This is a genomic window from Methylobacterium currus (assembly GCF_003058325.1).
Classification (GTDB): Bacteria; Pseudomonadota; Alphaproteobacteria; order Rhizobiales; family Beijerinckiaceae; genus Methylobacterium; species Methylobacterium currus.
Map to the genome: position 1 here is coordinate 1 of NZ_CP028845.1, position 12,739 is coordinate 12,739.

The 12,739-nt window shown below is 67.6% G+C and carries 6 protein-coding genes and 5 pseudogenes; 7 read left to right on the forward strand and 4 right to left on the reverse strand.

Annotated elements, in window-relative coordinates; translation table 11 throughout:
- A pseudogene (locus DA075_RS34630) lies at positions 1 to 1,389 on the reverse strand (heavy metal translocating P-type ATPase); the annotation flags it as partial.
- Positions 1,390 to 1,487: 98 nt separating this feature from the next.
- Between DA075_RS34630 and DA075_RS34635 the strand changes: the two are divergent.
- The 5 genes and pseudogenes from DA075_RS34635 to DA075_RS34665 form a co-directional block, all read left to right on the forward strand.
- Positions 1,488 to 1,913 carry a MerR family transcriptional regulator gene (locus DA075_RS34635; RefSeq protein ID WP_099957680.1) on the forward strand — a complete coding sequence of 142 codons (426 nt, stop codon included), beginning with the start codon at positions 1,488 to 1,490 and terminating at the stop codon, positions 1,911 to 1,913.
- A 100-nt stretch (positions 1,914 to 2,013) separates the two neighbouring features.
- Positions 2,014 to 2,283 (forward strand): annotated as a pseudogene (locus DA075_RS34640) (transposase); the annotation flags it as partial.
- 808 nt (positions 2,284 to 3,091) lie between these two features.
- A pseudogene (locus tag DA075_RS34645) lies at positions 3,092 to 4,423 on the forward strand (IS1380 family transposase); the annotation flags it as partial.
- Between the two features lie 941 nt (positions 4,424 to 5,364).
- Positions 5,365 to 5,730 carry a FixH family protein gene (locus tag DA075_RS34655; protein ID WP_099957681.1) on the forward strand — a complete coding sequence of 122 codons (366 nt, stop codon included), beginning with the start codon at positions 5,365 to 5,367 and terminating at the stop codon, positions 5,728 to 5,730.
- A 155-nt stretch (positions 5,731 to 5,885) separates the two neighbouring features.
- Positions 5,886 to 6,318: pseudogene (locus DA075_RS34665) on the forward strand (transposase); the annotation flags it as partial.
- Positions 6,319 to 6,360: 42 nt separating this feature from the next.
- Here the strand turns inward: DA075_RS34665 and DA075_RS34670 are convergent.
- Complete coding sequence (locus tag DA075_RS34670) at positions 6,361 to 8,025, reverse strand: IS1182 family transposase (protein ID WP_099957598.1); 1,665 nt, start codon at positions 8,023 to 8,025, stop codon at positions 6,361 to 6,363.
- A 125-nt stretch (positions 8,026 to 8,150) separates the two neighbouring features.
- On the opposite strand from DA075_RS34670, the pseudogene DA075_RS34675 reads away from it, so the two are divergent.
- Positions 8,151 to 8,300: pseudogene (locus tag DA075_RS34675) on the forward strand (IS481 family transposase); the annotation flags it as partial.
- Positions 8,301 to 8,335: 35 nt separating this feature from the next.
- Here DA075_RS34675 and DA075_RS34680 read toward each other — a convergent pair.
- Positions 8,336 to 9,102, reverse strand: a protein-coding gene (locus tag DA075_RS34680; protein ID WP_099952440.1) for an IS5 family transposase whose coding sequence is annotated in 2 segments (ribosomal slippage) — positions 8,336 to 8,787 and positions 8,787 to 9,102 — 768 coding nt in all. Because the reading frame shifts where the segments join, the coding sequence is not laid out codon by codon here.
- A 158-nt stretch (positions 9,103 to 9,260) separates the two neighbouring features.
- Between DA075_RS34680 and DA075_RS34685 the strand changes: the two genes are divergently transcribed.
- Positions 9,261 to 9,632 (forward strand): MerR family DNA-binding protein, encoded by a 372-nt coding sequence (locus DA075_RS34685; protein WP_099957611.1) that lies wholly within the window; start codon positions 9,261 to 9,263, stop codon positions 9,630 to 9,632.
- A gap of 21 nt (positions 9,633 to 9,653) precedes the next feature.
- On the opposite strand, the gene DA075_RS34690 is transcribed toward DA075_RS34685, so the two are convergent.
- On the reverse strand, positions 9,654 to 12,623 hold the full coding sequence (locus DA075_RS34690; protein ID WP_096488052.1) for a Tn3 family transposase: 2,970 nt from the start codon (positions 12,621 to 12,623) through the stop codon (positions 9,654 to 9,656).
- Between the last annotated feature and the right edge of the window lie 116 nt (positions 12,624 to 12,739).

Sequence of the window (12,739 nt, forward strand, 5' to 3'; positions counted from 1 at the left end):
GCGGCAAGGCTGATAATGGAACGTTCCGAAGCATCCGGCCCGAAGGGTAAGATGTCCGTGACACGGGGACGTCCCGCCGTGAGCGTGCCCGTCTTGTCGAAGGCGACCGTGCGCACCCGACCAATGGTCTCCAGAGCCGCGCCGCCTTTCACGAGCAGCCCGCGCCGCGCACCCGCGCTAGCCCGGAGGCGATGGCGGCCGGCGTCGAGAGTACGAGGGCACAGGGGCAGGCGATCAGCAGGAGGGCCAGCCCGCGGTAGATCCAAGTGCCCCAGTCCCCGCCGAGTAGTAGCGGCGGCACCACGGCTACCAGGACGGAGAACGCGAACGCGAGGGGGGTGTAGATCGCGCTGAACCGATCAATGAAGCGCGCCGTCGGCGACTTCGAGGCCTGTGCCTCCTCGACCAGGTGCAGGATGCGCGCGACCATGTTGTCAGCGGCCTCCGCGTCACACGAACCTGAAGAGCACCGTCGGCGTTGACGCTGCCAGCATAGACGGCGTCACCGGGTTCCTTGGCCTTAGGCACCGACTCGCCCGTGATGGGGGACTCATCGAGGCTCGATGCCCCGTCCGTCACCACTCCGTCGGCCGGCACTCTGTCGCCCGGACGCACTACGACGGTCTGACCGATGCGAAGGGAGACAGCGGGCACCTCCCGCGCCGATCCGTCAACGTCGTCGACGAGGCGGGCCATCTTCGGCACCAGCGCGACGAGGCTGCGAATGCCGGCCCTCGCCCGCCCAGCTGCGACGACCTCCAGCATCTCGCCGACGGTGAAGAGCAGGACGACGACGGCCGCTTCCTCGGCCGCGTGGATTGCGAGTGCACCGGCCGTTGCCACCGACATCAGCATTTCGATGGAAAAAGGCGAGCCATTCCGCGCAGCCGCGAATGCGCGCCGGCCATAGAAGGAAAGTCCGACAAGGGCTCCAGGCCAGTACGCGAACTCGCCTGCTACTTCGGGCATTGCGCGGTCGAACAGCAAGCCGAGCGCAAAAAGGGAACCAACCGCGATGGCGAGAGTGGCCTTGGGGGTTCGCCAGAACGGCAGGTCGATGTCTTCTGCTTCCACCTTGGCCAGTGAGGCGTCGAGGCTGGCCGCCTGCGATCGGGCCAGATCCGCCGCCGTCGGAAGGGACGTGATGGGATACCCGAGCGCCCCGACACGCTGCTCAAGAGCGTCGCGCGGCGTTCCGGTCTCATCAAGCGTGAGGTCGAGGGTTTGACTGGTGTAGTTCACCCGAACCGTTGCGATGCCGGGCAGGCGCCTGACCGCCGTCTCAATCTTGCCCGCGCAGCTCGGGCAATCCATGCCCTTCACCCGATATCGCAGCGAGACCAAGTTCGCAGGGACCGGCGGGGCCGCGGCGACAGCGGCGTTGGACATGTTCTGCTCCACGGCTCGCACGATTGCTTCGAGCCTTAGCGCCCCTATATGAACCCTGTAGCAACTATAGGGTCAAGGGCATGTCGCGGATCGATGCGATGACCATCGGCAACCTCGCGGCGGCGACGGCCACCAAGGTCGAGACGATCCGATGGTACGAGCGGGTGGGCTTGCTTCCGGCTCCGCCGCGGACGGACGGCAACTATCGGTCCTATGGCGACGAGCACCTGCGCCGGTTGAGCTTCATCCGCCGCAGCCGCGACCTGGGCTTCACGGTGAAGAAGGTCCGGGAACTCCTCGCCCTGGCGGACCAGCGCGACAGGTCTTGCGCAGAGGTGGACATTATCGCACGTGCGCATCTGTCGGAGATCGAGCAGAAAATTTCCGACCTCATGAGGTTGTCGAATGAACTGAGAGACGTCATCGATCGTTGTGGTTGCGGCTCCATTGCTGAGTGCAACATCATCGGTGCACTTTCGCCGGACGGCGGAACAACACGGCCAAAGCTGCCAATTGCGGGTTGAAGTGTCGATGGTGTCGTCCGCAAGGATCGGCTGTCTACGGCCTGTTTGCCTTGAACGTGTTCCGTGTGCGGGCGTTTGCTCCTCCTGACTGGGAGGAGAGATGCTGGACGACGCAGAATGGAGAAAGCTGGAGCCGCTGATCGAGGCACGCCGGCCGAGGGCCAAGACCCCGCCGCAGGATCAGCGCCGGACGATTTCGGCCATCCTCTGGCGGCATCAGAGCAGGGCCAAGTGGCGCGCCATCCCAGCTGAGTTTGGTCCCTGGGCTCGCGCCGCGCAGACCTTCGTCCGTTGGACCCGCCTTGGTGTCTGGGAGCGCCTGCTCCGCCTCGCTCAGCATGCCGGGGTGCAGCTCGGGATACCTCATCTTCGAGAGCCGGTTCGCTCAGGATCTGTTCTGCGCAGTCCCGACAAGTCGCGTGATCCCCGCGTTCCTCTTCGGCGCCGCTTGGTGGTTCCGAGGCACCCTCGGAAAAAGAGGCTTCAGAATACGCGGTTTTGATAAGGCTACGGCCCGGACCGCAGCACAGCGTGACGGCTTCTATCTCTTCACTTCAGCGGGCGCAGGGATCAGGGCTGACGCACCGACACCGACAAAACGCACCGCGCGCGACGTGATTTTCGAAGCATCTTCATACGTCTAGCGAAAGAGCGTGCATCGCCCGTGAGAGCCAGCGCAACGGCGCAGAGCGCCCCCTGGCTGAAGCAGTGAGAGAGCGTGTCCGACTTAACCAACTATTCGCCCAGCCTTGTAACGTGAGCGGCCATTCCGAAATTGCAAGAAGAAGCATCAAGCTTCAAGAGCATAAAAGGGATCCCGCCATGAAAAGAACTTTCGTCGTTCTGGGCGTCGGAGCTTTCCTAGTCTCGGGCCTGCCAAATCAGGCCTCGGCTGCGTATTGGGAGTCGCTGCCCCCATCGTGGAGGAATCACCGGACGGCGGCTGCACCGTCGACGCTCGCTCCGCCCCCGAGAGACCTGACGACCGGTTCGATCAACAACGCCCCGCGTCGACCTGCGCACCGTCAGCCGAGGCCCGCCGGCGCGAAGTTCTAACCCGTCTTATTCACGAGGACGGTGGATCTGGGGTGGCGAGCGTAGCATAAAGCATTGTTGTAGCTTAGGGATTGGGTGCTGACGCCAAGCCTTCAGATCGCACCGAGCCTGCCACGCCCGCCATGTCCGATCCTACGTGTCTCCCGTTCGCGTTTCCATCCGTTCGGGGCAAGAAGCTCACAGCCGCCTTCGATGGCGGACGCCTGACCTCGGATGGCGGCGTCCTGCTGCTCGCCCAGGCCGCCCGGCGGTTGGACATTGCCGACAAGCTCGCTGCTGTGATCCCGGACCGGCGTGACCCCAGCCGGGTTCTGCATCCGTTGCCCGAGATCCTGCTGGCGCGCATCCTGGCGATTGCCTGCGGGTATGAGGATGCGGACGACCTCGACCACCTGCGCCGACCCCGCCTTCAAGCTCGCCTGCGGCCGCCTGCCCGAGAGCGGGCACGACCTGATGAGCCAGCCCACCGTCTCGCGGCTGGAGAACACGCCGGGTCTGCGCGACCTCATCCGGCTCGGGCGGGTGCTGGTCGACCTCTACTGCGCCAGCTACCCCGTCCCGCCCGACGCCGTCACCCTGGACATCGACGACACGTGCGACGTGGTGCACGGCCAGCAGCAACTGTCGCTGTTCAACGCCCATCACGATGAGCGCTGCTTTCTGCCGATCCACGTCTACGACACCGCCACCAGCCGCCCGGTCGCGATGATCCTGCGGCCGGGCAAGACGCCCGGGCCGCGAAGTGCGTGGACATCTGCGCCGCCTGGTCCGGGCGATCCGCCGTCATTGGCCGAACACCGCGATCACCATCCGGGGCGACGGCCACTACGGCCGGCCCGAGGCAATGGACTGGTGCGAGAACAACCGCGTCGCTTACGTCTTCGGTTTGACCGGCACCAAAGCGCTGGCGGCCAAGGTGGAACAGACGGCCGATCACATCAGAGTTGTGCGAGCCATCGACAACGAGGACGCGGTGCGGGGCTTTGCCGAGACCCGGCACGCGGCCAAATCCTGGCGGCAGGAGCGGGCGCGTCGTCGCCCGTATCGAGGCGACCCGGCTCGGCCTCGACGTCCGCTATGTCGTCACAAACATCACGACCGGCACGCCGGAATGGCTCTATGCCGACCTGTACTGTGCCCGCGGACAGGCCGAGAACCTGATCAAGCTGCACAAGAGCCAGCTCGCCTCCGACCGTACCTCGTGCCGGCATCCCGCCGCCAACCAGATGCGGCTCGTCCTGCACACGGCGGCCTACTGGCTGATGCTGAGCGTGCGTGAGGCCATCCCGAAAGCGCACCGCCTCGCCACGGCCGAGTTCGCCACGCTCCGGCTGCGCCTCCTGAAGCTCGGCGCCCGCATCCGCGAGACCGCCAGCCGGGTTCGCCTCGCCTTCGCCACCGCCTGTCCTGAGGCCGACCTACTGAGCCATCTTGCGACCACGCTCGCCCCCAGCACCTGGCTAAACCAAGGGGCCGTGATGCCCCCACAAACCCGCTCCCGTCCCTCCAGTGCTGACAGAACGATCCAGGTCCACACGCGTCAGAACAGACGCCCGAGCCCGCGCGCCATCAGCCCAAAACACGCCGCAAGCCACTGCCCGGTGAATAAGACGGGCTAAAACATCACGGCACAGGGCGCCGGTAGCGGCGTCCGTTGCCGCGGCCGGGCTTTCGTGTCCTCGGCCTACTCAAGTAAGCGCAGGCGACAAGCCTCACAGACTCGTTGCCCAGCCGGCCATTCCGATGCCGCCGCGGTCGGCGTTGATCGTCCGGCTTTACGACGGCTTGGCGAGGCGTGAGGGGACGCGTCTCTTGGTCGAGTTCGGAGCACAGTCCGAGAAGGCCACGCATCGGCGTGCCGATGTTCGATCCCGGCGATGTCGGGAAGGCGCCGGGCATCCCGCACATCCGGATGTAACGAAAAGATTTTGAGCTCCGAACTCCATGAGCAATGGCACTGAAGCAAGGGCGCTCCCTCAAAGGACGGTGGACAAGATCATGAAACTTTCGGTGGCATTGCTCTCGTAACATTGGCCTTCGTGGGCACGGCATCGGCCGCGCCCAGTTGGCAGACGCGGACCGGTCCGCGCCTCCAAGCATCATATCTCAAGCCCGCCCTGCGTGATCCGGAGATGACGGGGAGCCTCGCGGGCAGCCCGAACCGCACGCGCGTCTTGCGCGACGTCCAGGGACGAGACTTCCGCAGCAGCACGCGCGGCAACGCGCAGTTCCCGGAGCGCCCGCCAGCTCAGCAAAACCTCGGCGGCACTGCCGGCGGCCCTGAGTTTTGAGCACCCCACCTCGCACGCCACCGCTGGCCGCAGCACCTGCTGCGGCCGCCCCCACGTGGCGGCGCCTCCCATTATGGCGCACTCTCGCGCTGGTGCTGCTTCTCATGGGCGCTGGCGTCGCCGTCGCGTCGTCCTTGAGCCGCGCCGCTTCGGACCATTATGCCTTCGAGCTCGTCGAGCGTGAGGTGAAGCAGGGTTACGGCACGACCATCCTGGTCCGGCTCGTCGACGAGCGCACCGGCAAGGTGGTTCCGGACGCGGTCCTGTTCATCAGCCGGATCGACATGTCGCCTGACGGGATGGGCCAGATGGCGGCCCCGCTGGAGCTTCAGGCCGATACACTGCCCGGCTACTACCGTTTCGAGACCGATCTTTCGATGCAGGGCGCCTGGGCGCTCACCCTCGCCGCAAAGATCCCCGGCCTTGCGGACCCGGTCCAACGCAGGCTCGTCCTGCAGGCAGTGCAATGATGCATCAGAACACGCCCTTTCACGACTTCGAGGAGTTCGAGACCGCCCCTGGTGGCGGTGGTCGGGCGAGATGGATCACGGGCATCACCTGATCCTCCCCTGTTTTAGTTTTTTAGTGGCTGTCGCGGACCGGCGCGACGCGCGCCGAGGGTACCAGAGCAGAACCAAATCGCGTCTCCGAAGCAGCTGGCCTAGATCCTGGGGCAACCCGTCGCGACACTGCCGCCCCGCGCCACGGACGATCTCGCTCGTATCCGGCAGGATGCCGAGGCAGCACGCGTGGCCGATCTGGCGCAGCGGTTCACGATGCTGGTGCGCGCCTGCGGCCTGGGCGGCGACCGACCGGCGGATGCGGTCGGCGAACTCGACAGATGGCTCTTGGAGACGCGGAGCTGTGGCGTCGCGGCGCTGGCGACCTTCGCAGCCGGCTTGGTGCAGGATAGGGCGGCCGTTCGGGCGGCGCTGACGACGTCCTGGAGCAACGCGCAGGCGGAAGGGCAGATCAGTCGGCTGAAGATGCTCAAACGCACCATGTACGGCCGCGCCAGCTTCGCACTCCTCCGTCGCCACGTCCTCCTCGCTGCCTGATCCACGCAAAGTGATATTGGTGGCGAATTCGGCACAGCTCAGTCAGGCCGCGAGTTGATGCAGCCGCGCAAAGGCTGAGTGCCGTGTTCGCGCCTTTGGTTCGTCTGCCAGCCACCGCAGCAAGCGTGCCAAGTTCATCGCGGCTGCCGTCATCAGGTGGGCAAGGTGCGTCTTCGCGTGCCCAAAGTACGGCGTTCGTCGGAGCCGAGATGACCGCACACCCTGGGCAATCGTGCCTTCGACGCCGGCCCGCCGCGCGTATTCGGCTGCGAAATCCGCGGTCTGCTCCCGCGCCCGCCCGACGCGCAAAGCCTCGTGTTGCGCCTCTGGGCGGATCGTGATCGCCCGGCGTGCAGTGCTCGCGCGCGTGCACTGCGGCCGGAGCGGGCACGCTCGGCAGTCGCTGGGGGCGAACTTGATCTTGATCACCGGCGTCGTGCCGCGGGCGAGCGCCGGCGTCCAGCTCTGGCTTCGCTTGCCGGCTGGACACGTTGCCCGCTGCTGAACGAAGTCGATGGCGAAGTCCCGTGCGGCGAACCCAGCGCCGGCCCGCGCCTGCCACTGTCGGTCGCCGCGCGTCGGGCCAATCAGGTCGACCCCGTAGCGTTCCTGGGCGTCGACGAACAGCGCCGCATTCACAAAGCCGGTGTCGGCAATGTGGGTCTTGGGCAGCAGGCCCCGTGCAGCGAGCGCCGCGTGGATGGTCGAAGTCGTGGCGTCGTCCGAGACCGCGGCGGTCGTCGTCTCAACGTTGGTGATCAGGTTCGGGGTGCCCTCGTCGCACGTCTCGGTCAGGTGCACCTTGTAGCCGCTCCACACCGTCGCGCCCTTGCTCGCGTAGCGCGCCTCCACGTCGTAGGGCGAGCCGATGTAGCGACCCGACGGCGGCACCTGATCATTCGTCCGCCACTCGACGCGGGCGCCTTCCGGCCCGTGCTCGACCAGGAAGTTCTGCACCCAGACGCGCCGCAGGGTCTCAAGGGCCGCGGCGTCCCGCACAACCGGCGGCGCGCCGTCCGCTGTGGCGAGAGCCAGCAACGTGAAGCCATCGACGCCGGTCTGCACCGCCCACGCCCGGCGCCCAGTCTGGCTCTTGGGCAGCCGAAACTCGCTCGCTCGGAGCTCGTAGCGTTCGGCCCATGTCGGGGTCGTGCACGCGCGCAGCCAGTCGGGCGCCACCGTCGCCAGCGCGTTCAGTGCGTAGCGCAATGTCTCGCCGACGACTTCGAGCCGGCTCATGGTGCGCATCGCCCCGAGGACGTGCGTGGAGTCGCTGCGCTGGCGTCCGCCGCCCTTCAGCAGTCCGCGCTCTCGCGCCAGTTTGAGAGTTGCGTCGAGGAGGCGGCTTTCCGCCCCGTGCGCGAGAAGGCGCGTGCGAAACTCGCTCAGGACAGTGTGGTCGAAGCCAACGTCAGTCAGTTCCAGACACAGCAGGTATTTCCAGTCGATCCGCGTGCGAACCGCGTCGGCGGCCTGCCGATCGGTCAGCCCCTCCATGAACTGCAGGAGCGTCGCGAGCGCGAGTCGGGCCGGTGCCTCTGCGGGCCGTCCCCGGGCCGGGAACAGGTCGGCGAAGTCGCGATCCGCCACGACCCTATACAGGTCGTCGTAGAGGCGCATGACCGGATTGCCATTCGGAAAGATCGCCCGCGCGACCTGCGCGGTCTGGTCAGGCACGACGTACGTGCGCTTCACGTCGAGCGACATCGCCCACCCCTGGCTGGCTTGGGGCTGCATCGTCGCTCAAGCGCATTGCGCGGTCGTCCTCTCATCGCAGGAGGCACGCCGAATTCGCCACCAATATCAAAGTGAGGGAGAACCGTGAAACCGAGGGAGGATCACCGGTCAAGTCAGACCGGGTCGCCGAACGCTTGGACCAGACGCCGCTCAGGGAAACAGTCGAGGCCCTCTTCAATCCGGCCACAGCGCGCATCCGCCACCCGGATTACTGCATCGAGCAGGCCTTGGCCGCAGTGGAATGATCTCCCTAGACCCTATAGCTCACTAGGGCCTGTCGTCACTTGATCCAGAGGAGCGTAGCGGCGAGGCAGAGGACGCCCATGAAGCTGACGGCAGTCTTCTCGTAGCGTGTGGCAACGGCCCGCCATTCCTTGAGGCGCGCCCACAGTCGCTCGACGATGTTGCGATTGGTGTAGATCCAGTCAGGACAGGCGAGCGGGGCCTCGTTGCTCTTGGTCGGGATCGCGGGCCGGGCCCCGGCGGTCCAGATCGCCTCGCGAAAGCCGTGGCTGGAGAAGCCACGGTCGGCCACCACCCACTTCGGCACCCCGGGCAGTTGATCGAGCAGCGGAAGGGCGTGGGGCAGTTCATGCGCCTGACCGGGCGCGAGGCGGAAACCGACGGGGCGGCCCCGTCCATCGGCGATCACGCAGGCCTTGGTGCCATAGCCGCCACGCGAGCGGCCAAGAGCTTCACGATGGTCTCGCTCGGCTCCAGATCCCCCCTTTTGGCCGCGCCCGCCGCCTTCTGGTGGGCTCGAATGTTCGTGCCGTCGAGAAACACCATGCCCAGCGCGACGCCGCGGCTCTGCACGAGGTCGAGCAGCCGCTCCCAGACGCCGGCGCGCGCCCAGCGGATGAAGATCTGGGCGGCCTGCCACCAGGGACCCAACTCGGCTGGAATGGCCCTCCAAGAGGCGCCGTTGTGATGCCGCCAGAGGATGGCTGAGATCGTGCGGCGCAGCTCTTGGGGCGGCGTCTTGCCTTTGGGCCGGCAGGCTTCCACCAGCGGTTCCAGTTCGGCCCACTGAGCGTCCGTCAGCATCGTGTCTCCTCGCTCAAAGCGGGGAAACGCTCATCCTCGCAGAGAGTTCAAGCGACAACAGGCCCTAGCCCGTCGCCAACGCTGCCAAGGGACCGCTTGACTCCGTACTATGGTACGTACTTTAGGCTCTTGCGGACTTGGTGATGCCAGGACAGCACATGCGGGATCTGACCATTGGAAAGGCGGCGCAGGACGCCGGCGTGGGCGTCGAGACCATCCGCTTCTACGAGCGCCAAGGTCTGATCGAGCAGCCCGTCAAAGGAGCCGGGTATCGGACCTACTCGCCCGAGGTGGTCGGCCGCATCCGCTTCATCCGGCAGGCCCAGAGGATCGGGTTTTCCCTGAAGGAGACGCAGGAACTCCTCGCCCTGCGCGCCAACCCGGCCGCCGATTGCGCCGAGGTGCGAGCCCAGGCCCAGCACAAGATCGCGGAGGTCGACGAAAAGATCTCCGAGCTCCTCCGCGTGCGCGCAGCCCTGGAGGCCGTGGTCGCTTCCTGCCCCGGACGCGGCGGACTTGGGGACCGGTGAGAGGATGGTCGAAAACGTACGCTAAGCGTCGCGGCCTTGCTGGTGGAGGCGGAGCGGCCTGAGCCGTTCGCGGGGCTTGTCGATTTCGGCCCAGAGGTAGTCGCCGGTGAGGCCGACATGCTCCCAGCCCAGCGGGGCGACGTGGGCGAGCCGTTCGTCGGGCACCGCGACGCCGCTGCCGCGCAGATGGCGGACGGCGCGATCGAGATAGACGGTGTTCCACAGCGTGACGGCCGCGGTCACGAGGGTCAGGCCGGAGGCACGATGGCGCTGGTTCTCGAAGGTGCGGTCGCGCAGCTCGCCGAGGCGGTTGAAGAAGATGGCGCGGGCGAGCGCGTTGCGGGCCTCGCCCTTGTTGAGGATGCTGCCGGTCCGGCGCCGCTGGCCGGGATCGTCGAACCAGTCGAGCATGAACAGGGTGCGCTCGACCCGCCCGACCTCGCGCAGCGCACGCGCCACGGGGTTCTGGCGCGGATAGCCCGCGAGCTTGCGCAGCATGACCGAGGCGCTGACGGTGCCGGCCCGGATCGAGGCGGCGAGCCGGAGCGTCTCGTCCCAGTCCGCCTCGATGGCGCGGACGTTGACCGGCCCGGCGACGAGCGGGCGCAGCGTCGGCCACGGGTCGAGCGGCGACAGGCCGTACAGCCGGCGTTCGTTGATATCGCGGATGCGCGGCGCGAAGCGGAAGCCGAGCAGGTGGCACAGGCCGAAGACATGATCGACCGCGCCCGCGGTGTCGGTCGCATGCTCGCGGATGACCAGGTCGCTCTCATGATCGAGCAGGCCGTCGAGGACATGGGCGGCCTCGCCGGCATTGGCGGCGATGACCTTGGTGTGGAACGGCGTGAAGCGGTCGGTGACGTGCGTGTAGAACAGCACACCGGGTTCGGTGCCGTAGCGGGCGTTGCGATCGGCGCGCGCCTCGCCCTGACCGCCGGCGCGGAAGAACTGCCCGTCCGACGACGACGTGTCGCCCGGGCCCCAGACCGCGGCGAGCGGATGCACGGTGTGGCAATCGACGATCGCCGCCAGCGCCGACAGGTAGGTCTCGTCGCGCACATGCCATTCCGCTGTCCAGCGCAGGCGCGGCAGCGTCAGCCCGCGCGAGCTTTCCGCCATGCGCCCGAGGCCCAGGTTGGTCGCGTCGGCGAGGATCGCGCCCATCAGCGCGGCCGGGTCGGAAGCGGGTACGCCGCTGCGGGCATGGACGAAGCGGTCGGCGAACCCCGACCAGGCGGCGACCTCCACCAGCAGGTCGGTGATGCGGACACGCGGCAGCATCGCGTAGAGCTGGCTCTTCAACGCCTCGGCCTCGTCGGCCGGGGAGCGCCGGATGGGTGAGATCAGTAGCTGCCCGCGCTCGATCGTCACGTCGACCAGCCCACCGGCCGCGGCGGCGCGCTCCACCTCGGTCATACGCCGGGCCAGGAGCGTGCGGCGCTCCTCATGCCATTGGGCAAACCCAGGCGACACGGCGAGGCGCAGGTTGCCATCGGCGCGCATCGTCTCGAACGCGGGCACGGGCAGCAGATAATCGTCGAGCGTGCGATAGGCGCGGCTGCCGTCCACCCAGATGCTGCCCGAGGCCAGCCGCTCGCGCAGGTGGACGATCACCGCGATCTCGTAGGCGCGCCGGTCGATCGTCCCTTCGACCGGCTGCACGACCTTGCGCCAGCGCGGCCTGATGAAGCTGGTCGGCACCCGCTTCGGCAGGACCGATCGACCGTCGCGGTACATCGTCCGCAGCGCCTCGATCGCACCGAGAAGCGGATCGCCCGACCGCGCCGTGCGGAAGGTGAAGGCGGCGAGGAAGGTCGGGGCGAACCGCCGCACGGCGGGATAGCGTTCGACCACATCCTCCAGGCCGTCATCGACCGAGCGCGTCAGATCCTCGGCAAAGCGGATGCTGCGTTCCAGCTGATCCCACCCCACTCGGTCGTCGATCGCGCGGAAGGGGTCGCGCCCGCTCGCGCGGGCCTCGACCAGCAGGCGGCCGAGCCGGGCATGGAGGCGGGCCGTGTCCTTCAGCATCCGCGCTTGCCCGAGCAGCCGGTCGGAGCGGGTGCGGTCGGCACGGCGGAACAGCGCGCCCACCATCTTCTCGACCATGACCAGGGCGGCGTCGGTCAGCGCCGCCTCCATCTCGATCATGGAGGCGACGAGCATGGCGAGCCGACGAGGACGTTCGAGGCGGCGCAGGTGCTGGGCGGTGACGAGGCCGGCGGTGCGCGCGATGACGGCGTAGCGGGCGGCATGGATGCGGCGTGCCCCGTCCGCCGCGATCCCGATGGCGCGCACCGCGTCGAGCCGTTCGACGATCCCCTTCAGGTTGGCAGCCGACGGCGCCTCCGGCCACTCCCGTATCCAGCCGAGCCGGGTGCGGCCGTCGTCGTCCGAGGCGATCAGGCGATCGAGCGCCGCTTGCTGCTCGGCCGGGCAGTCTCGGATCAGCCCGGCATGGGCGGCCTTGCGCGCCCGGGTCCGTACGATGAGCGCCAGCCGTTCCAGCGTCGATGCGGCCGGCAGCACGATCCGGCCCAGCCGCAGCCGATCGACCATGCCGGCGACGATCGTCTCGCCCCGGTCGGTCGAGGCGGCGATCTCCGACCCCACCGCCAGCATCGATCGCACGTCCGCCCGCTCGAAGGCGCGCAGGCCGAGCCAGGCTTCGATCTCGGCGCGATGCTCGCGCAGCGTCGTCGGGCGGGCGGCATAGCTGGCGAAGTCGGTGGCATCGCATCCGATCTGACCGGCGAGCAACTCCAGCATCGCGTCGGGCACCGCCTCACCCGCCACCAGTGCGCGTCCGGGATGACGGAGGTAGCAGAGCTGCACCGCATGGCCGATCCGGTTCGGACCTCGCCGACGCCGTGCCACCTGCACGAGGTCGGCGGGACCGAGGGTGTAGAGTCGTTCGATCGTCGCGTGATCGGCAGGCGGGTCGAAGATCGCGGCGCGCTGCGCCGGTGACAAGATAGTCTTGGCCGGCATCCGCTTCCCATCCGTCACGAAACAGGAATGCGGGCCTGTTCACGGAGCGTAGACCACAAGACGGGTTGTGTGACATCATGCTGACCGATCGGCGGGCAATGCCGCTCCGTCACGCA